The 21,985-nt window shown below is 33.7% G+C and carries 19 protein-coding genes; 11 read left to right on the plus strand and 8 right to left on the minus strand.

Going from position 1 to position 21,985, the window contains the following annotated elements; genetic code table 11:
• Positions 1–6 precede the first annotated feature (6 nt).
• From JL193_RS10545 to JL193_RS10560, 4 genes are all read left to right on the plus strand, one after another.
• A complete protein-coding gene (locus JL193_RS10545; RefSeq protein ID WP_243456730.1) occupies positions 7–1,596 on the plus strand; it encodes a RagB/SusD family nutrient uptake outer membrane protein in 1,590 nt (529 codons plus the stop codon).
• Between the two features lie 20 nt (positions 1,597–1,616).
• A complete protein-coding gene (locus tag JL193_RS10550) occupies positions 1,617–2,501 on the plus strand; it encodes a zinc-binding metallopeptidase (protein ID WP_207970766.1) in 885 nt (294 codons plus the stop codon).
• Between the two features lie 10 nt (positions 2,502–2,511).
• On the plus strand, positions 2,512–3,765 hold the full coding sequence (locus tag JL193_RS10555) for a DUF4302 domain-containing protein (RefSeq protein ID WP_207970767.1): 1,254 nt from the start codon (positions 2,512–2,514) through the stop codon (positions 3,763–3,765).
• Between the two features lie 695 nt (positions 3,766–4,460).
• Positions 4,461–5,252: a hypothetical protein gene (locus JL193_RS10560; RefSeq protein WP_207970768.1), complete on the plus strand. Its 792-nt coding sequence runs from the start codon at positions 4,461–4,463 to the stop codon at positions 5,250–5,252.
• A gap of 289 nt (positions 5,253–5,541) precedes the next feature.
• On the opposite strand, the gene JL193_RS10565 is transcribed toward JL193_RS10560, so the two are convergent.
• Together JL193_RS10565 and JL193_RS10570 are read right to left on the minus strand one after the other, a co-directional pair.
• On the minus strand, positions 5,542–6,261 hold the full coding sequence (locus JL193_RS10565) for a LytR/AlgR family response regulator transcription factor (RefSeq protein WP_207970769.1): 720 nt from the start codon (positions 6,259–6,261) through the stop codon (positions 5,542–5,544).
• Positions 6,258–7,265 carry a sensor histidine kinase gene (locus tag JL193_RS10570; RefSeq protein ID WP_207970770.1) on the minus strand — a complete coding sequence of 336 codons (1,008 nt, stop codon included), beginning with the start codon at positions 7,263–7,265 and terminating at the stop codon, positions 6,258–6,260. The genes JL193_RS10565 and JL193_RS10570 overlap by 4 nt, the downstream gene beginning before the upstream one ends.
• 215 nt (positions 7,266–7,480) lie before the next feature.
• On the opposite strand from JL193_RS10570, the gene JL193_RS10575 reads away from it, so the two are divergent.
• From JL193_RS10575 to JL193_RS10585, 3 genes are all read left to right on the plus strand, one after another.
• Positions 7,481–9,826, plus strand: coding sequence for a TonB-dependent receptor (locus JL193_RS10575; protein WP_207970771.1), 2,346 nt, complete (start codon positions 7,481–7,483; stop codon positions 9,824–9,826).
• Between the two features lie 44 nt (positions 9,827–9,870).
• Entirely contained in the window at positions 9,871–11,148 is a 1,278-nt protein-coding gene (locus JL193_RS10580; RefSeq protein WP_207970772.1) for a hypothetical protein, read from the plus strand.
• Positions 11,149–11,550: 402 nt separating this feature from the next.
• Entirely contained in the window at positions 11,551–12,510 is a 960-nt protein-coding gene (locus tag JL193_RS10585) for a hypothetical protein (RefSeq protein WP_207970773.1), read from the plus strand.
• Between the two features lie 121 nt (positions 12,511–12,631).
• On the opposite strand, the gene JL193_RS10590 is transcribed toward JL193_RS10585, so the two are convergent.
• The 4 genes from JL193_RS10590 to JL193_RS10605 form a co-directional block, all read right to left on the minus strand.
• Entirely contained in the window at positions 12,632–13,207 is a 576-nt protein-coding gene (locus JL193_RS10590) for a HupE/UreJ family protein (protein ID WP_207970774.1), read from the minus strand.
• A complete protein-coding gene (locus tag JL193_RS10595; protein ID WP_207970775.1) occupies positions 13,200–13,667 on the minus strand; it encodes a DUF6702 family protein in 468 nt (155 codons plus the stop codon). Before JL193_RS10595 ends, JL193_RS10590 begins: the two co-directional genes overlap by 8 nt.
• Before the next feature lie 82 nt (positions 13,668–13,749).
• Complete coding sequence (locus JL193_RS10600; RefSeq protein WP_207970776.1) at positions 13,750–16,548, minus strand: fibronectin type III domain-containing protein; 2,799 nt, start codon at positions 16,546–16,548, stop codon at positions 13,750–13,752.
• A gap of 232 nt (positions 16,549–16,780) precedes the next feature.
• Entirely contained in the window at positions 16,781–17,536 is a 756-nt protein-coding gene (locus JL193_RS10605; protein ID WP_207970777.1) for a TerB family tellurite resistance protein, read from the minus strand.
• A 309-nt stretch (positions 17,537–17,845) separates the two neighbouring features.
• Here JL193_RS10605 and JL193_RS10610 point away from each other — a divergent pair, with 309 nt between their 5' ends.
• The 3 genes from JL193_RS10610 to JL193_RS10620 all read left to right on the plus strand — a co-directional run bounded on the left by JL193_RS10610 (position 17,846) and on the right by JL193_RS10620 (position 19,245).
• Positions 17,846–18,256 (plus strand): BrxA/BrxB family bacilliredoxin, encoded by a 411-nt coding sequence (locus tag JL193_RS10610; RefSeq protein ID WP_207970778.1) that lies wholly within the window; start codon positions 17,846–17,848, stop codon positions 18,254–18,256.
• A 90-nt stretch (positions 18,257–18,346) separates the two neighbouring features.
• Complete coding sequence (locus JL193_RS10615) at positions 18,347–18,589, plus strand: hypothetical protein (RefSeq protein WP_207970779.1); 243 nt, start codon at positions 18,347–18,349, stop codon at positions 18,587–18,589.
• Complete coding sequence (locus tag JL193_RS10620; protein WP_207970780.1) at positions 18,589–19,245, plus strand: HD domain-containing protein; 657 nt, start codon at positions 18,589–18,591, stop codon at positions 19,243–19,245. The genes JL193_RS10615 and JL193_RS10620 overlap by 1 nt, the downstream gene beginning before the upstream one ends.
• Before the next feature lie 57 nt (positions 19,246–19,302).
• On the opposite strand, the gene JL193_RS10625 is transcribed toward JL193_RS10620, so the two are convergent.
• Complete coding sequence (locus JL193_RS10625) at positions 19,303–20,172, minus strand: AraC family transcriptional regulator (protein ID WP_207970781.1); 870 nt, start codon at positions 20,170–20,172, stop codon at positions 19,303–19,305.
• 208 nt (positions 20,173–20,380) lie between these two features.
• Between JL193_RS10625 and JL193_RS10630 the strand changes: the two genes are divergently transcribed.
• Positions 20,381–20,962, plus strand: a complete 582-nt coding sequence (locus JL193_RS10630) for a T9SS type A sorting domain-containing protein (protein ID WP_207970782.1) — start codon at positions 20,381–20,383, stop codon at positions 20,960–20,962.
• An 84-nt stretch (positions 20,963–21,046) separates the two neighbouring features.
• Here JL193_RS10630 and JL193_RS10635 read toward each other — a convergent pair whose 3' ends face one another.
• Positions 21,047–21,829 (minus strand): enoyl-CoA hydratase/isomerase family protein, encoded by a 783-nt coding sequence (locus JL193_RS10635; RefSeq protein WP_207970783.1) that lies wholly within the window; start codon positions 21,827–21,829, stop codon positions 21,047–21,049.
• Positions 21,830–21,985: the final 156 nt, after the last annotated feature.

Below are 21,985 nucleotides of genomic sequence, written 5' to 3' on the forward strand. Positions count from 1 at the left end.
AGAATCATGATGAAAAATAGAAACTTATTAATTATTACAATATTTTTATCACTATGTATTGTATCGTCCTGTGATAAAACGCTAGATGAGTTACCTGACAACAGAACAGAAATAGATAGCCAAACAAAAATAAGAAAACTTTTGGTGTCTGCTTATCCTACAATTAGCCCAGCATTGGTAGCAGAATTATCATCAGACAACGTTGTAGATCAAGGAGAAAACCATCCTAATGGCAATTTATTAACTACCGAAATTGCATACTGGCAAGATATAACAGCAACAGGAACCGACGACATCAAAAACTTTTGGGAGGCATCTTATAAAGCTATAGCGCATTCAAATGAGGCCTTAAAAGCTATTGAAAGATTAAAGTTAGAGAATCCACAAATAGATTTGTCTGCAGAAAAGGCAGAAGCCTTAATAACAAGAGCTTATTCTCACTTTATGCTTGTTAATATTTTTGGGATGCATTATAACACCGAAAGCAGTAGTACAGATTTAGGTGTACCATATATTACAGAGCCAGAAACTACATTAAACCCAACTTATAAAAGAAATACTGTAGCAGAGGTTTACGAAAATATAAATGCAGATATAGAAGAAGCATTACCGCTTATAAAAGACGATATTTACCAAATTCCTAACTACCACTTTAATACAAGAGCTGCCTTTGCATTTGCTGCAAGATTTAACCTTTATTATGAAAACTGGGCGAAAGCAAAAGAGTATGCTTCTGAAGCATTAGGCAATAATCCATCTGCTATTTTAAGAGATTGGGAAGAGTTCGATAGCTTGCAGTTAGATGCAAACATATTAACCAATACCTATATTACAAGTGATAGTAATTTCTTAAATATCGCTTATACCTCTCAATTGGGGGTAGCGTTTGGTGCATTTAGGAATTTAGGGCGCTTTAGCCATACTAAAAGACTTGCTGATGATGAAACCGTTTTCGCCGATAATGTTTTAACGAGACGCGTTCCGTTTCTAGAACCTGCTGCTACAAAATATTGGTTTACCCCTTTGGTTTTAGCTATTTCTGGTTTAGATAAAACGCTACTTTATAAAGTACCTTATTTATTTGAATTTACTGATCCAGTGGCTCGAATTGGATTTGCTAGAACGTCATTACCTAGTTTCCATGCAGACGAAACGCTATTGGTAAGAGCCGAAGCAAATATATTGCTTAAAAATTACAATGCTGCCATGGACGATTTAAATGCCTGGTCTAGTAACTTTTTTAAAGATAGAACCACAACAATTGACGAAGTAGATACATTTTATAATAACATAAAATATTCTACTGATGAAGAGCCTACACAAAAAAAAGAACTAAACCCTAAATTTAGTGTAGAGGCAGGAACTCAAGAAAATATGTTGCATTATCTATTGCAAAGTAGAAGAATATTAACCTTACATGAAGGCTTTAGATGGTACGATATTAAACGTTATGGAATAGAAGTGCCACGTTATCAACTCACAACAGTAACAAGTAACTATTCAGTAACAGACAGGCTTACAGAAAATGATTTACGAAAAGCCATACAATTGCCACAAGATATAATTATTACTGGCTTAAAACCTAATCCTAGATAAACCAAAAAAATAATAGAATTATGAAAAAAATATTAATACTACTTAGTTTTGTTACCATATTAATTGGCTTTTGGGCCTGCTCAAATAACGACAACCCTATTGATACTAGCGAAACCGTTATAAGGGTTGATAACAAGTTGCAAAACGATTTTGATAAGTATCTAGAACGAGAATTTGTAGAGCCATACAACCTTAGGATATTATACAAACTTCCTGATTTCGAAAGTGATTTTAGCTACACTCTGTCACCTGCGAGATACCGTAACTCTGTAAGAATGGCGAATTTAATAAAATACCTATGCTTAGAGCCTTATAAAAAGGTTGCACCAGCTGGTTTTTTACAAAAGCACTTTCCAAAATTTATTCTTTTAGTCGGCTCTGCGGCTTATAACCCTAATGGAACCATTGTTTTAGGAACTGCAGAAGGAGGTTTAAAAATAACATTATACAGAGTGAATAGATTAGATGTAGATGATATACAAGAATTATATAACTTTTACTTTAGAACCATATACCACGAATTTTCTCACATACTTCACCAAACAACAGATTATTCTATAGATTTTGATAAAATATCAGCATCCACCTATGTAGGTGGGCTTTGGGTAGAAAGCTGGAACTCTGATGATGAAGCCAGACAAGCAGGTTTTATTAGTAGATATGGCAGTAGCGAAGCCAATGAAGATTTTGTAGAGTTAATATCGTACTATATTACTACTCCACAAAGCGATTGGGATACTATGATACAAGACGCAGGTGATGGAGGACCTATAATGACCCAAAAAATGGGTATAATTAGAGATTACTTAGACAAAGTCTGGGATTTGGATATTGACGCTTTAAGAGACGAAATTCAACTTAGGGTAAGTCAACTTGACCAACAAGATTTAGATAACATAGAATAAACGTAATAAAATGGAAAAAAAATTAAAAAAAATAGTAACGGTTTTCTTTTTAGGAATTGCAGTGCTTTCGTGCACCAAAATTGAAGACGATAGAATATTTGATAAATCGGCATCAGAAAGAATATCTGGAGCGATTAGCGAATACCAAGAACTTTTACCAAAGCCAGAACATGGTTGGGTGCTAGAGTATTTTGCTGGGCGTGGCAGATGCTGTGGAGCTTACAATTACACCTTTAAGTTTGATGACAAAAATATGGTTACAGTAAAGGGAGAAACAGCTGTAGGAGAGGCTACATCCAATTACGAAATAGTTCAATATGGAGGTCCAGTACTTACATTCAATACCTATAATAGAATATTTCATTTTTTGTCCACACCAAATGGTTTCAGACCTCAAGGTGCTGGTGAAGCAGACTATGAGTTTGTAATCTTATCAAGAGACGAAGAAACAGATAATCTTATGGTAAAAGGGGTTAAAACTAATAATGAAATGCGACTGAAAAAGTTGGAGGAGCCAGCTGAAGAGTATCTAGAAAAAGTAGATAATATTAAGCAATATTTTTCTAACTCAATATTAGCAACCACTGTTAACGGAAAAGACATTCCTACCGCAAGAACACAATTAAGAATAGACTTTATGGAAGAAGGTGAAGAAGCAATATCTTCTCCTTATATCTATACATCACAAGGTATTTATTTATACGAGCCGATTACACTCAATGGAGTAACTGTTCAGGAATTTATCTTAAACTTTGATGAAGATCGACTTGTTTCTTTAGATGGTGATGTAATTATTGATGTTTATTTACCTCCTTTCGACGCATCACTATTATGGAGAACTACTGTTGACTCTGATAATACATCGCAGCATTTTATTGATGCCCAAATAGAAATGCAATCACTTCACAACGACAACCGGTTTGCAAGGTTATGGCCAACAGTAGAACCAGAATTTGTATTAGGGCAATATACTCCTCCAATAATTGGTATTGCAGGTATTATTTCTGGTAGTACAACACGATGGACATCAGGTAAAAGAGCTTCTTTTACGGGAGTTGCGGGGCAAAAAACCCAATTAGATGCTGTAGATCTAGGTCCAGATCTTATAACAGGAATTATATTTCCGTACATGGATTTTTATGGCGAGGTTTTTATGGAGAATAAACCTTATGAAACAGAAATGGACGACCCAGATGACCCTAAAGAAATTAAGTTAACCAGTGTTAACAATCCTGAAGTTTGGTTTATAATCAAAAGAGATTAAAGTTTTATTATAGTTTATAATAGTTATTTTGAATTAGTTAGTCACGAAAAAGCAGCATTTTATATAAATGTTGCTTTTTTCTTTTTATAATGAAATAGAAAGAAAAAAAAGGTGTGTTAATACCGTCATTTTAAAATCAAATATTTGTCAGTTCGAGCATTACTAAAATCAAAATATATTTTAATTAGAAGGCAGCAAACGTTATTTAGAGAACGGTCATAAAAAACTAGCATTTCAAAATAAATCTCAACTATACTCGATTTGATATCTGAATTGATAAACTGATAAATGAGGACTATAGTGGGTAATTCACATCGAGCTAATTTTAACACAATTAAAACACCAACACACCTACTTTTGTTAAAGTTTCGTTATTGTTTTTTTATATGAAATAAATATATCTACATTTGTACCCGCAATATAAAACATAGGCTATATTTTATCCTGAAGAAGAAATAGAAAATATAGTTTTTTAACATTGTGTCAAATAAGACGCATACTTCAGTTATCTATTGGTAATTGAAGTATGTGTTTTTTTTATGAAAAAATGTACGTAAATAAAAATGTAATTTGTTTAAATAAAGAAACCATATTCAATAAAAAACACAGCACCATAAGCTGTTAATTGTAATTAGAAAAAACCGAGTCATTAAATTAAGTATAACCCAATTTTTTAACATTAATAATTTTAAGCAATGAAAAACAGAATGAAGTATTTATTTTTAGTATTATTCGCATCTTTATGCGTAGTATCTTGTGATAACGATGATAAAAATCCCGAAACCACAAAGAATTTTGTGAAACATAACGTAAAGTTTAGCGTAAAGACCACTAATAATGGCGTAGGTATAATTAATTTTTCTTCGCGTGCAAGTGGATTAAACCAAGCAGATGGTTCTTATAGTGGTGTAAATGTTGGCAATGTAAGCGAATCATATGCTTTTGAGTACGAAGCCGGTTCAAATATAGAAAATTCTCTGTCTTTTACGGCTTTAGATGAAAACATTCCGTTTTCGGTAACGCTTGTGATTGAAGTGGACGGAAAAGTTGTGGAAGAAAGAACTCAGCTAATTAACAATAACGGTCAAATTGTTCAAATTAACCACGCTTTTAAGGCAAAAGACGATGGTACAAATGCAACAGAAGTAAATCAAAATCTTGTAAGCACAACAGTTAAATTTGACGTAGCTTCATCAACCAATGATTCTGCAGGAATCATTCGTTTTAAAGGAAGCGCAGATAATGGTTCTAAACAAAAGAGACTTTATGTTGGCACCAACTTAAACGGTACAAGTGGACAACATACGTTTAATGTTAACAAAGGTGAAGATGTTGACTTGGAACTTGCCTATACGCATCTTAGCGGTAAAATGCCATACGATATCACAGTAACATTTACGGTAGATGGTAAGGAAGTTACAACAGTTACAGAAACGATTACAGACTCAAATACAGAGGTTAATTTAGATTATGAATATAATCCATAATTAAATAAAGAACTCGGTAAACTAAAAACGTTCTTGCTGTAATAAGCAAGAACGTTTTTTTTTGAAAAATTAGTTGCAAAACGTTTATTTCAGAAACTGAGAACTAACTATTGGAAATCTTTCTGAACACCTTTGAGCAGTTTCTCCCAATCTACTACGTTAGTGTTATCTTGTTCCTGGGGGAAAGAGGGTAATATACTGATTACTATATATATAATAGAAAATACTGAACTTAAAATCTTCATAAATAAGGAGTGTTAATTACTAATAAGTTAACCAAGTAAACAACCTAATTGATCGGCTTTATCTTATCAAACAATTCATCTTTATAAGACCTACCCACAGGAATTTTTTCTTGGTTGATATAAACAAGATTCCCTGTTACTTTATCAATAAAGTTGATGTTAACGATAAACGATTTATGTATCTGCACAAAATAATCAGGCTCAAGATAGTTGTCCCAGTTTTTTAGGGTGTCGATAAAGGTGAGCTTGCTATTTCGGGTACTAACGGTAACGTAGTTTCGGTCTGATTGCACATAGATAATATCTTCTATATTTACCTTGTGCAACGTCTTGTCAACATTTATAAATACCGCCTCTTTGCTGGATGTGATTTCCAAGGATTCCAGTTGCTGAGTGTTCAATTCTCTATTTTCAGACCTTGATTCTAATTTATTTATCGCTTTTAGAAAGCGTTCAAAACTGAAGGGTTTTACCAGATAATCTATAATAGCTTCATATTCAAAACTTTCAACGGCATATTTATCGTAGGCTGTGGTCATTATGACTTTTGGCGGATGTTGCAAGGTCTTTAAAAAATCAATACCTGATATGGTGGGCAAGTTGATATCCAGAAAAATAAGGTCAATTTTTTCCTGCTTTAACACACTGTTTGCTTTTAAGGGTGAATTGAAAATACCCTTGATTTCCATATCCGGAATTTTGCCGATGTAGGCAGAAAGTATTTCCTGTGCAGGAACCTCGTCTTCTATAATTATGCAATTCATTTCAGGTCAATTTCTAGATGTGCGGTAAAGGTTTTTTCGTTGTTTTCCACAAAGAAACGATGCTTTTTTGGATAAATCAGGTTCAATCGTTTTTCAAGGTTTTTCAAACCGATTTGAAAGCCCTCTGTCTCACGTTTTCCACTTTCAGCATCGACTTCATTCATACATTTAAATTTCAAGATACCATTTTTCACACTCAGATCTATAAGAATATCGCTTAGGGCATCTTCCTTAAAACTACTATGTTTAAAGGCATTTTCAATAAGACCAATGAGCAGTAAAGGTGCAATCTTGTGATTGTAAGAGTCAATCGTTTTATTAAATACAATTCGATTGATGCCTTGGGTGCGCAGGGTTTGAAATTCAAGATAATTATCAATAAAATCCACGTCCATTTGCAAGGATACCAGCTTTTCCTCACTCTGGTACAGGATGTATTTTAAGTTTTCAGAAAGCATCAATATCATATCGGCCACATTATCTGAGCCCTTAACCGCCTGCGCATATACCGTATTTAAATTATTGAAGAGCACGTGAGGATTGATCTGTGATTTTAAAAATTTAAGTTCCATCTCTACACGTTCCTTTTGCGTGTTCTCTAACTCTTTTTGTTTTTCAAAAAACGACGATAATATATGGATCAAAGAGAGGAAAATTACGGGAAGCAAAAACTTCCATAACTGCTGGGAAAGGCACATACCAAAACTACAGCTACAATCGATGATATGATTACAGTACAATGCCGTAGCCAAAAGAACGATTGCAACAATCAGGAATCCGTAAAGTGCATACTGCTTTTTTTGAAACAGTGTTGGCAACAAATACAAATCATTAAAATAGGTCAACGTTAACACCAAGGGCAGTAACTTAAAATCAATCCTTTCCAACAAAGTCATCTCGTGGCCCGAAAAGTTGGGCATCAAAAAGAAGGCGACAACCACATAAAACAACCAGAATAATATATGGATCGTTAATTTTAAATAACTGTTGTTTTTCATCATCATTATTTTATATACCCCAAACGTAGTTTTTTATTATCGTTTACGCCAATAAAATGTATTAAATATAATTTCTTAGGGACAAACGAAAGTCTAATAGGTATCATCAGCAAGAAATCATATTTCTGGATGATATCCATACATTTTGGTTATTGGTACACTTTCTTTTATCTGCTGAGTTTACACGCTTAGGTTTGCAGTATAATTTTAAAATCTATAAAATGAAATCCGTTTTAACCACAATTTGTTTGTTATTTGTTCTACTGTTAAATGCACAGAACACTATAAAAGGTAAGGTTACAGATGCAAAAACAAGAGAGCCCATTGTATGGGCAGACGTTATACTGTATCAACAAGATATTATGATAAAGGGAGTTACAACTTTAGATACCGGAGACTTTTCTTTTGATAAACTTCCTAAAGATAACTATACTTTAAAAATAAGCTATTTGGGTTACGAAACTTTTGAAAGAATTATAAGTTTTAGTGATAAATCGTTAGTTGAAGTTGATGTGCAATTGACACCATCTGCTACACAATTAGACGAGATAGTTATTCAAGCAGAAGTAACCACCATACAATATAAAAGTGATAGAAAAATTGTAAACGTGGGTAAAGACCTCTTGGCAACGGGAACGCAAGCAGGCGAAATACTGGGGCAATTGCCATCTGTGGAGGTGGATAATCAGAACAATATCAGTTTACGTGGCGACCAAAATGTAAAGATTTTGGTAGATGGTAAAAACTCGCCCTTGCCAAACGATAGATTGTTACAGCAAATCCCATCAGATGCTATTGCCAAAATTGAGCTTATCAATAATCCGTCTGCAAAATACCAGGCAGAAGGTCTTTCGGGCATCATTAACATCATTACAAAAAAATCGTACCGTAAAGGTGGTAGATTGAATGTAAACTTAGGCTACGGAACAGGAGAAGAACCTCGTGCCAATGCAGGATTGGGCTTTAGCTATGCCACCGAAAAGTTTAAAGTTTCAGCAGACTATAACTATAATACAGGCTTTTTTATAGATGAAAGTTTAGGGCAGGAAGAACGCCAAACAATTGAGTTTTTGTCAGATTCCAGAATGAAACAAACCTTTGAGTCGCCCTACTACGCCAAAACAGGTTTCGATTTTTACATTGATTCTACCAATACCCTTTCAGCCTCTGTAGCTTTGAACAAATTTGGTTTTGATGTAAACGAAAGAAGTGTCATCGACCAAACCTCTACCATAGACCAAACCACCAGCAACTTAGAGTTTTTGGCCGATAATGGCGGAGGAGGTAGAAGCACCACCTATAACCTCAATTACAGAAAGGAATACGATGGCTCTATGCAGTATTTGGAAGCCGATGCCAATTATTCGACCTCACCATTCAACTTTTTCTCAAATAGGCTTACGACAAGCGATGATTTTACTGAAACACAAAATGATGATTTTAACAATATGAGTAGAATCACCACCTTGAGTTCTGATTATTATCATAATAATGAAAACAGAACATTGGAGCTTGGTGTACGTGCAGAACTGCGTGATTTGGACGAATCACAATTCAGGATCATTACCAATCAAACAGTTACAGATATTACTACCCTATACAATTACAATGATGGTATTTACGCTGGTTATGGGGTTTATAACAGGAAGGTAGGCAAAGTAGATGTAAAATTGGGCTTGCGATTAGAGCATACCGATTTGAAATTAAGGGCCAACGATAGTGAGTTAGAGAACGATTACACCAACCTGTTTCCGTCTGCCAGCTTTTCATATTCAACAGAAAAAGACCATAATTTTTCATTAAACTATAGTAGAAGAATAGCCAGGCCAAGTTTTTGGATTATCAGTAATACGACGTTTCAACGAGATCAATACTCGCAGTTTATGGGCAATCCAGAACTGCAGCCAGAATTTGCCAATAAATTTGAGCTTAATTATTCAAAGAATTTTAAGGGTGCCGATGTCAATGCGTCTCTATTTCTGACTAACAAGGAAAACACCATTAGAAGAGTGCAGACCATCAACGGGAACAATGTGGTTTTTTCGTTCGACAACGTAGGAAATAGTAATCTTTATGGACTGGAACTTTACAGCAGGTTGAAACCAGCAAAATGGTGGACAGCAACCGTAAACGCTACTTATTATTTGAGTTACTTTAGCGAGACAGGTGATACCTTTCTTAACGATCAGACCTTTAGCCATAACTATAGCTTGAACAATACCTTCAAACCATTTAAGGGCTTTAATATTCAGGCCAATGTTGATATGCGTCCAAAAAGTATTTCTTTGCAGGGAGAAAATGAGGGCGTTACTACTATGAATGTGGCCTTTAGTAAAGATATCCTTAAGGACAAGGCGAATATCGCTTTGAGAATAAATGATGTATTCAACTCAGGTAGAACGCGCTCTATTGGCGAGGTGAACGGACTGGAGTTTAACAGAACATCATTCTCACCATCGTCTAGACATCTCTATCTTTCATTTAGATACAACCTGTCTTTCGGTAACAAGCAACTTGCAGAAAAGAACCGTCAGAGAAAGCAACGTGAATATACAGAAAGACAATAATCTCTCTAAATAACATTAACTTAGCGATTTAAGAGGACATACTTATGAGAAATTTAATTTTAATACTAGCATTATTACTTATACAGAGCTGTGCTACAAAAAAAGAAATAACACTAACAGAAAAGGAACTTTCGGAAATTCCTTCTGGAGATTTATACAATGCTACAAAAGATTTTAGTGATACGTCCCTAAAGGAGTTACAATCTAGACTAGATATCTATTCAAAATCATATGATTACGCAGTAAACTCTGGAGAGTGGACGTATTCCAAACAATATGATTTGAGCGAAATACCCGTCGTAGTTATTTATTGGGATTCCAAGGAAAATAACATCGACGGAGCCTATTTATTTTCACCCAAAGATAAATTTAATGTAAAAAAAACAGTACCCGTCGATTTGAAAGAAAAACCAAAAGATGGCGCACAATGGTATCAGCTCAACAATGAAGAATTTCTAAAAAACATACTAGTAAGTAAAGTAAAGGACAAAGCCTATGGCTATGGTGTATATGCTGAAAACAATAAAAGATACTTGTATTTAATAATGTATAAACAGTTTGTAGAGCAAACTAAAGATAGTCCAGAAAATGTTGTGGGAAACATTGCATATTACATTCACGAGGCTTTCCATTACTACCCACAGAAAGACTATGTTTGGCCATCAAAAGAACTGGAGTCCATTCGGTTTAAAATACCAGCCGAATACCCAGCAGACGCGACATCATTTAGCTATATTGCCGCTGGCGAAAAACTGTTTGATAACATATTATTCCAAGACAATCACGACTGGCTGTCCTATGCAAAAATGCAATATATCATCTATAAAAAATTGCTCGATGCCGACACATCAGAAAAGCAATATGTGAAGAACTACTTTTTATATTTTAACTGGGTTGAAGGCATCCCAAGATTTATAGAATATTCCATTACAATGGGATCAGGTGATATGACCGATAAAGCTTTAAAAATGTTCACAGGGTATGATTCATTCTTACGAAACATAAAAGGGGATATTGAAAAAAAGAACACAACAATGGTAATGAATGGTGAGAAAATAGTAACGCGTTATGGCTATCTGCTCAATTACCCATTGTATGATCTGGGAGCATCTTCCAGTTTTATATTGGAAAATTTGGATGTAAATGTTTTAGATTGGGCCAAGAAAGGAATGAACCACTACGAAATGTTCGAGAAGTACTTTGAGGAAAATGATATCGAGATTGACGAAGATGCCGTAACAGAAGATGTTAAGTCATTAATTCCTTGGGAAGAAACCAACGTAATGATGCAAGATTATATCGATTTGTGGAAGGATTTATAATATTGTTAGAACAAATCAATTTTTAAATCAGTTAACTTTAGAGATGATTTTAGAATAAATTCTAGACAAAACAGCACGTAGGTCGTGGCTACTTCCAGCTAAAGAGTGGAAATATTATCAAGAATGAAACAGGGCTAGGTTCCCTCACTAACAGGTAGAATTGGTAGATTTGATTCCATTTATACCAAAGAAACTGGAAATAGACATTTTAAAATAAACCTTGGTTTTCTGTAGTTAAATTTACTATGGATAGGATAAGGCATAGATAAAGACTTCAAAAATGGAGATATGATCAAATTCAGTTGGTTTTTAAAAACTAAATTCGTAATTTTATTTGCTTTTTAACCCTTTTAATTTTATAACGTTTTGAACAAGATTTTTAATACACACAATATAACAGCAATGGCATTCACCATTTTATTGATGATGGGCGTAAGTTGCCGAAACAATTCTACCACTAACAATAAAAATGATGGTAACGATGTTGTAAACAAAGAAGAAAAAACAACTGTAAACCAAAATGAAACAGAAACAAAATCAGATCATAAAACGTGGTGTTTTGCTAAGAAAACAAAAGGGATGAATGACAACTCTAATTTTGAATTTATTCATCTTGAACATACAAGTGGCGACAATGTAGAGGGTTATTTCAGATCTGCACCTTCAGGCACAGATGGTTCAGTAGGTACTTTAAAAGGTAAATGGAATGCAAACAAACAGCAATTTGTTTTAACTGCCAATTATGTAGCAGAAGGCGAAGAATATAGCGAGCAAAGAACCTATACCATTAAAGATGATCTGCTAGACTTGGGATACGAGATTGTAACGGGTAAAAAAGCAGTTTTGCCTGTTGTTTCTTGTGAACAATTTGGCTCTCTCTACAACGAGTATCAAAGTGAACTGATGAAGGCATCCATCAACACGACCGATAGAAGCCGATTAAAGAAAGTCTTGGTACAAAATGATTATACAGAAGATGAAATGAATAAAATCTCGTTCTTAGAACGATATGTCGAATTGGACCAAGACTATTCCACAGCAGAGTATTTATTGTATGTAATGGATCCTATGTTTTGTGGTACAGGTGGCTGTACATTGTATGTGGTAAATGAAGATGGCAAGGTACTGTCAGCCACCTCAGTTGCTCGTCCGCCTGTATATATATCTGTTAGCGATATGCAACAAGAAGCCAATAAGAAAGGCGAATGGAAAGACATCTATGTGTATAGTGAGGGAATGCGTCGTTTGGTAGCAAAAAATGGTAAATACCCAGATAATGCCTCTCTACAGCCTGAAGTTTCAGAAAAAGAGTTGCAGTCTGTACCTACTCAATACCGATTGGTAATGGATTACCTCGATTAAACTGAGATTATGTATTTTTCTTAATGTTTAGGAAAGAACATAAAAAACAATCAGCCTGAAGATAATCTTACTCGAAACCTGTGTAAGAGGTAGGCGGAATGGTTCATATAAGACAAAAAGCTTATAACTGGCTTATTAATAGATTAATGCTAAGTATAAAAACGATACTGTTGGCAACGATTGGTACTGTTCTATGAACTGTTCTTTTCAATACTGTAAATACTACTAGTGCAATAATAACAATTATTAATTGAGCGATTTCTATACCTGTATTAAAGCCTAAAACTGGTACTAAAATCGATTCACCATCAAACAAAAAAGCTTTTATAAAGTTAGAAAAACCTAAGCCGTGTATAAGTCCAAAAATAAATATGGAAGTGTAAATTAGCTTTCCTGTAGATTTGTTCTTCTTTTTACTTATAATCTTGTAAAAGTTTAAAGCGCAAGTTATAATTATTGTAACAGGGATCAAAATCTCAACTAACTTGCTGATGTTGTTCTCTATTAAGTTGAAACCAACCAATATTAACGTAAGGCAGTGACCTAAAGTAAAAGCAGTAATGTTTAGCGCAATAAACTTCCATTGCTTAAGCTCGTAGCAAATACAAAATGCTACGATAAATAGTAAATGATCGATTCCATCAGGATCTAAAATATGATCTATACCAAGTTGTATATATTCAAGTAAATTATTCATTAAAAGTAGCTTGAGGCTGAGAAATCGTTGTTTCAAACGATTGGTTGCCAAATTTCATAAAATTTTTCTGTTTCGTAAAAGATTCGAAAAAAATGGTGTTGTTAATCGTGAACATTTTCTTCTTATTTATTGGTTTTTCACTTTTAAGATGAAATTCTATTGCAAGGCTGTCTTTCGTATATTTACTTTTCTTTATCTCAAAAAAGCTTTTACCGTTATTTTGCAAAACATATAGTTTTTTATTGAAATAAAGCTGGGTTGCCCTTAGTGTTTCAGCTTCGGTAAAAACAGGTTGTTTTAATCGGTAATTTTGACTTATTAAGTAAGTGAAATCGTCATTGAAGAGTTTTATCTTAATTTCTAGATGGTCGTTTTCTGTACTTATTTTAGAAGTAGATATTTTAAGAGGGTGTGCATTGGATAGCAAACCAAACACGAGAAAAACTAATATTTGTTTCATAATAATAACCTTAATTGTAAGACAAAAAATGCTTTAAGTAGCTTAAAAACTACTTAAAGCAATTTTGCAAAATCATTCTAACTCACTTTACAACAACTTTTAAATTATAAAGCCTGTCACTATCTACTTTAAGAATGTATGTGCCAGAAGGTAAATTGTTCTTAAATAGTTTAAACTGTTTTTTATTTAAATTACTCACTTGATATACTTTTTTACCAGCCAAGTCATACAGCTCAATTCTGGAGATTGGGTATTTGGATTTTACCGTCATTTCATGCTCTAACGGATTTGGAAATGCGATGACATTTTTTCTGGCGTCTTCAAATTCTTGATTAGATAGTGTGCTGTCCACGACTTCAAAATACACACGGTTAGAAACTTCTATGTAACTGTCGTCTGTAAACATTACTATAAAATAATCACCAGTAGAGCCTGGCATCTGGTTAGGTGCACCTTGTCCTCCGCCTGTACCATCAATAGTGGTTGTTCCGTTTGCCAAACCACCAAAATACTTATATGTCCAAAAGTCTGACCCGTTTATGCTCGGGTCTATAGAAGCATCATAAATACCCAGCCAATCTTTTTCAAGACCAGGGCTGTCATTAAAAGTCACGTTAATAGCTTCATTTAACTCATAGGTGCTTTTGTTTGTTGTGATAGAGGTAATTTGATCACCCACTTGAAAAAACACTCTTTCCCCAATTTCAAAATATCCGTTGGTGAGAAAGTAGGCAGCAAAATAATAGCCTTTGCCAAGATTGTTAAATGTTTTACTACCATCTGTGGCATCAACATAATCCCAAGCTGTAGAGGAAACAGCTGTTTCAGGATCTGTACCAACCTTGTATATACCTATCCAATCTTGGTTGTTATTAGGTGCTCCTGTAAATGTAACTGTTACGGGGTTACCTAGGTCATACTCAATTTGATCTGTTGTAAGTGTTGGTATATTACCAACCCAAAAAGGTACCCGCTCAGTAATTTCAGTATAACCATTATCCAATAGACCGACGATATAGTACTCGTTTGCAGTGTTGACAGAAAACGTCATAGTACCGCTAACGGCACCATTGGTATATTGCCAAGATGTTGAAGCTTGTGAACCTGGGTTTGCATCTTTGGGATAAATCCCAATCCAGTCTTGGTTATTTCCAGGGAAATTTGCAAAGCTTACATTTATCGTTTCACCTGTATTGTAGGCATTTTTATCTACCGAAACAATGGGGTCGCCATCGGTGCTATTGATAATCTCAAAAGTTTGGGTTGGTGACCACGGACTCCAACCCAGATTTTCATCACGATGTCTTACTCTTAGGTAATGTGTACCGTTTATAAGCATATTTGTATTTGCGGTATAGTCAAATATGCCAATACCTTCACCAACATTTAGTGGTTCGTCTCCGTTAGGAAAATTAGGGTCTGCTCCATAAAAATTATCTTTATTTCTGAATGAATCTACTTCTAGTACATCAAAATTAGGGTCAGATGAGATTTGAAATTGTGTTGAATTGAAATCTTCCGTACTGGATGTTGAATAGGCGGAACTACTGAAGGTATAGGGTAATTCTATTGGATTGGATAAATTATTAGTAATGGTTGGCTGGTCGGGTGCAGCGATGCCTCTTCTTAGGTGGAATTCATCTATGAGTACATTGTTTTTGGTATTGAACAAACTACCAATGGAATATGATTGAACAGTCATCTCATTGGTATCGTTGTCGATTTCCATAATTTGGTAAGCAAAATTGTTCCAGCTTCCTTGAGTCTCTTCACGGTCAACTTCGTTGTTAGAATCGCCCCAATATTGTGGCCACGCAGTACCACCAGAAATCGTATGGTATGCTGGGTAGTCTTTTAATTGTCCGCGAGCATATAAGTGATGGTGCCCAGCTACGTGGTAAACAAACTTAGAGCCATTCTTTAGAGTAGGAACTATTTGGTTAACATACCAAGATGAATAATCGTTGGCATATTGTTCTGCTTCGTAAGGCCGGTGGCAATCTGTAATAATCCAGCTTACATTTGGGTCTATTTCTGCAGCATTAATTACATTTTGAGCCCAAGCAGCTTGAGTGGCACCTTGTAATTCTGAGTCTAACACTAAAAACAGTACGTTACCTATTTGGTATGCATAATAACGTTCCGTACCAGAATCAATGCCCTGGTAAGTTAAATCGTCGTCTAAAACAAAATGCTCATAATATGCAGCAATGCCCATATGGTTTCCGCCCCAAAGTTCGTGGTTTCCAATTGCTGTAATAACAGGAATATTTGGGGTCATATAATTTTGTTTTTCAAAATGGATTTCTTCATAATGCTGTAATCGCGGTAAATCTACTTGATCGCCATCGTTTACAATGAGATTAATATTATCTGCGATAGGCGTGCCATACAACTCTTCTGCTTTAGCTTTAGCAGCTTGGACTAACTCGTTGTATTTGTAATAAGGATTGCCTTGATAATTAAGTATTTGGTGGTCGCCTAAAAAGATGAAACGTAATTTGCCAGTGTTGGTACCAATAGCTGGTGGTGTTTTAAAATATTCAATGGCAGATTCGTCCGAAACACCACTTTTTACCTTATAATAATATCCAGTGTTAGGTGTTAATCTCGTTAACTTTACCGTATGGTAGAAATAAGGCGTATTGTAGTTAGGATCCTGAGGTTCTAAATTTTCAAAAGTCCCAGTTGCTGTCATATTCAAGTTTCCAGCAGTTAAACCATATTTCACTTCTGGATTTGTACCGTTGTTATTGTCGGTTTTCCAGTTTATGTAAATAGAAGTGGGCTTAGCTGTTTGTAGATAAGGCTTTATCTCTTGTGAGTAACAAAAGATTGTGCACATTAATATAAGCAGTGTTAAAGATAATTTTGTGGACATAATAGTAGGAGATTTATTTTTTTACCAAAATTATGACGATATTGGATTAGGGATGTTTCTAATATGTTACCATAATATTAAGTTTAGTTATTGATTTAAACCTTATTGTTAAACGATATCTTATCAGAAGAAAATACAAACGAATTTATTTGGAAGAAAGCTTAATTGTTTTCGATATATTTTTACAAAGTTGTTCGTTTATTTAAATTATTGCCAACTTCGGTTAAAAGAACTACAATCCTCTTTCTTTTTTAATCTTTTCGTAGGCAGTTTGTATGCTTTGAAATTTTTCTTTGGCACCTTGTAAATGTTCTTTTCCTAAGTCTTGCAATTTGTCTGGGTGGTATTTTTTTACCATTTTTCTATAGGCAGATTTTAATTCGTTGTCTGTGGCAGATTTTGTGATTTCTAAAATTTTATAGGCATTGTCAGAAGCATCGTAAAACATGGCTTTTATAGATTCGAAATCTCGTTGGTTGATGTATAAATAACCTGCTATTTTTTTAATTTCTTCGACTTCTTTTTCGGTTACAAACTCGTCTGCTTTTGCAATTCCGAATAAAAAATGGACGAGTTGCAAGCGAGATGCATGAGACATGTGTTCTCTAATTTGTATGCATACTTGTCTTGCAGAAATTTGCTTTTTTACAATGCCTTTAAAGAGTTTAAACGCGCTGTTGGCTCTTTCTTTGCCATACATACTTAAAAACTGAGACCTTACAAAATTTAATTCTCTTTTATCTACTTTACCATCTGCTTTTATAACAATGGAAGCTAAAACTAATAAACTCATTTCAAAATCGCCAGATTGCGTATTTACACGAGTATTTCTTTGTTGTTTTTGTCGATATTCTCCTTGTTCTAAAAGCAAATCTTTTTCGGAAAAACCATCTACAAAACTACCAATTGCAAAACCAATTGCTGCGCCTATGGGACCTCCTAAAGTAAACCCTAAACCTGCACCCAACCATTTTGTAAAATTTGCCATCTTTTATTTTTTTATATTACGGTTACAAAGCAACAAAGTTACAAAGTTCCTTTTAAAGTTAGAGGTTTGAATGCTTATGTTTAATGATTGTTAATTTTAAATCGTAAATGCTATTAGTAGTTCGAATTTGCGTGAAGGATTGAAGCATTTGTTTGAGCTCTTTTTTCTTTTTCTGAAAAAAAGCGAGTGCTGAAAGCCTGACGATTTTTAAAAATAGAATGTAGTGATAACGGAATTGTCTTTTTAAAAATGGGCACGCCCAAAAAAAGAAAATATTAAGTATCTTTGTAGTTCATTAAATTAAAAATTATGTATCCAGAAGAATTAGTAAAACCAATGCGCGATGAGTTAATTAACGCTGGTTTTGAAGCATTATATACAAGTGAAGACGTGGAAAAAGCAATGGCAAAAAAAGGAACAACTTTAGTGGTTGTAAACTCGGTTTGTGGTTGTGCTGCAGGAACTGCAAGACCTGGAGCAATTGCTTCGTTAGGTGCAGACAAAACACCTGATAATTTGGCAACTGTTTTTGCTGGTGTAGATAAAGAATCTACACAAAAAGCACGTGAATTTATGGTTCCTTTTCCTCCTTCTTCTCCAGCAATGGCGCTGTTTAAAGACGGAAACTTGGTGCACATGTTAGAAAGACATCATATCGAAGGTCGTTCTGCACAAATGATTGCACAGAATTTGGCACAGGCTTACGAAGAATTTTGTTAATAGCATTGCATGCTTTTTGAAACGAAAAACTTAAAAAAATCCATTCTGTGTAGAGTGGATTTTTTTTACTTTTACACAAAACCAAATATTATGGCATCTTTATATTCGACTTACACAACTAAAGAATTAAGAAAGAAAGTAAAAAAACAAAAAATAATGGCAATGGTACAAACAATTGTTATTGTTTTAATGCTAATATTTGGTGTATTTTCTTGGATTAATAAAGGTATTTCTTTTTATACTTTTATGCCTCTTTTTTTTATACCTATGTTGTTTGTAATGTCTTTTGAATTGAAGAAATTAAAAAAAGAATTAGCCCAAAGAACTAAATAATGAACGAAGAGAAAGTAATTTCTAACACGATTGCATTTGTAAAAGAAGAGTTAAAAGATGCAGAAGGTGGCCATGATTGGTTTCATATCGAGCGTGTTTTTAAAAATGCCATTTTAATTTCTAGAGAAGAAAAAGCCAATGTTTTTGTAGTTTCTTTGGCTGCTTTATTGCATGATATTGCAGACCCAAAGTTTAATAATGGAGATGAAACTATTGGCCCTAAAAAAGCGACAAAATTTTTAATTGCCCAAAAAGTACCTAAAGAAATAGGAAAACACGTGGTAAAGATTATAAAGCATATTTCTTTTAAAAACGCTCTAGAAAAAGGTAAAAAATTTACTTCTAAAGAGTTGGAAATTGTACAAGATGCAGATAGGTTAGATGCTATTGGCGCAATTGGTATTGCACGTTGTTTTAATTATGGAGGCTTTAAAAACCGTGCTTTGTACGACCCAGAAATTGTTCCGAATTTGCAGATGACTAAAGAGGAGTATAAGAATTCTAAGGGGCCAACAATTAATCATTTTTATGAAAAATTGTTACTACTAAAAGATACAATGCATACAGAAACTGGCAAACGAATTGCCCTAGAACGGCATAAATTTATGGAAAAATATTTAGAGCAATTCTATGATGAGTGGAATGGGATTAAGTAAACTTTATTTTTAAAAATACAATATTTTAAGACCTTTCCTATTTTTTTTTAATTTTTATTATTGAACTAAGTTTAGCATTTCGCTTCTGTATTTAGAAGCCGATTTTCCTGTAAATTCTTTAAACAACTTATTAAAATGAGAAAAATTATTGAAACCGCATTCGTAAGAAACATCTGCAATACTCATATTACTTTCCGATAATAATTTGGTAGCATGCACAACCCTATATTCATTTACCAACTTTGTAAACGTTTTTGTGGTTGTTTTTTTAAAAAAACGACAAAAGGCAGGCACAGTCATACTTACAACATCGGCAATTTCTTCTAATGCAATGTGTCTTTTAAAATTCTCGTTAATGTGTTTAAAAACCAAATCTATTTTTTCGCTATCTTGTGGTTGTGTTTCGAATGCAAAACCATCTGCATTTAAAATGGTATAATCGTCTGTAGTTGCCAGCTCTTTTAAGATATCTAAGAACGAAATAATTCTGTCTGCGCCTTCTAAATCTACTAATTCTTCAATTTTTGCACCAATTCTTTTTTTAATTTCAATATTAAAACGAATTCCTTTTTTAGCGCGTTCGAAAAGTTGGTCGATGGCAGCCATTTCTGGAATTTTAAAGAAATTTTCTCCTAAAAATTCGGGTTTAAACTGAATTAAAGTTTCAGAACCATTGGTTGTTAAACGATCCATATAGCCTAAATGAGGCAAATTAGAACCTATTAACACCAATTGGCTATTGTTAAAATAGCTAATGTGGTTTCCAATATGTCTTTTTCCTTTTCCTTTATTTACGTACACCAATTCTATTTCTGGATGAAAATGCCAGAACGCTTTTTTGGTTTTTAAAAACTGTAGGTGTTTTTTAACCAATAAAGAACTACCAAAACTTGGTACAATTTTCTCTAATGTTGGTTTTGTTTTCATGCTTGCATTTTTCTAAAAGCAAAATTACAACACTAAAAAAGAATAAAATATGTAAAATTACCTTAATTATATGCTATATTAACTTTTTATTAATTTAACATAATTTATTATGATAATTTAGCATATATTTCCATCAATTTTGATGTTTTCAGTCATTTAAATCTGCCATAAATTTGCAGTGTTAATAATAACAAATAAAAAAAGAAAAATGAAAACAACAATTAAAAAATACCTAGTAGTAGTATTAATGTTTGGTGCATTAATTAGTTACGCAAACGAAAACAATACACCTGTTAATCCTATTGATGCAAAAAGAGTAAAAGTTGAATTTAACGCTGTAAAAAAAGGGAATACCTTATCAATAAAGGAAATAAATGGTTTTGTATTATACAGTTCTAAAATAGAAAGTGCTGGAATACTGTCTAAAACATTCGATTTTTCTGCTTTAAAATCTGGAAGCTATGTAGCAGAATTAAACAAAGATTACGAGGTTATAAAAAAATATTTTAAGGTTTTAAATGGAAAAGTTTCTTTTGAGGAGGATGAAAAATTTTATAAACCTTCTATAAGAGTAGAAGAAGATTTGGTGTTTATTTCTAAAATTTCTTTTGATAAAAAACCGGTACAAATCGCAGTTTATTATAATAATGAGGTAATTTTTTCTGAAACTACAAAAACGAATAAAGATCTTTTAAATAGAATTTACAGAGTTTCAAAAGAAATTAAAGGAAATTATAAAGTTCAGGTAAATAGTGATGGTAGAACATTTACAAAACATTTTAAAATCTAAACACACAAAAAAAACTTTTGGTATAGAGTTTATTTTAAGGAGGCGAACCTGCAGAGGTTCGCCTTTTTTTAAATTTTTATACCATTAATTTCCCGAAAAATTTGGTTTTCTTTTGTCTAAAAAAGCAGTAGTTCCTTCTTCGAAATCTTCGGTTCCAAAACATTCTCCAAATTCTTCGATTTCTACTTCAAAACCATTAATACCGTCTTTAAAATTTGCATTTACTGCTTTTATGGCAGCTGCAATTGCCACAGAAGAATTTCGCATAATTTTACTGGCAATCTTTTCTGCCAAAGGCAATAGTTCTTCTTGAGAAACCACATGGTTAACCAAGCCACACTCTTTTGCTTCTTCTGCAGAAATCATTCCAGCTGTCATAATTAATTCCATTGCTTTGCCTTTTCCAACCAATTGTGGCAAACGTTGTGTACCTCCATAGCCAGGAATTACTCCTAAAGAAACTTCTGGCAAACCCATTTTTGCATTTTCGGAAGCAATTCTAAAATGACATGCCATTGCCAACTCTAAACCACCACCCAATGCAAAACCATTAATAGCTGCAATTACAGGAGTGGCTAAATTCTCAACAAAATCGAATAATATTTCTTGACCTGCTCTTGCCAAACTTGCCCCTTCTTCCACAGAAAAATGTGCAAATTCAGAGATGTCTGCCCCAGCAACAAAGGCTTTTTCTCCACTGCCTGTAACAATAATTGTTTTTATATTTAAATCGCTTTCTAAAGCATCAAAAGCTTCGTGCAATTCTCGAATGGTTGCCTTGTTTAAAGCATTTAATTTTTTTGGACGGTTAATGGTTATTTGTGCAATACCATTATTTTTGGAAACTAATAGATTTTCGAAATTCATAATTTATTTGTTTTAAATTTTCGTTTAAACGACTTACTTCAAAAGGCCCAGTACAACATTTTGTTTCTAAACTGTAATAAGTGAATAATAATGTAAATTTCTTTTAAAATTACAATTTAGTTTTTACAGATTCCTATTTTACAAAAAGAACTTTAT

This window comes from Polaribacter batillariae (assembly GCF_017498485.1).
Lineage (GTDB): Bacteria > Bacteroidota > Bacteroidia > Flavobacteriales > Flavobacteriaceae > Polaribacter > Polaribacter batillariae.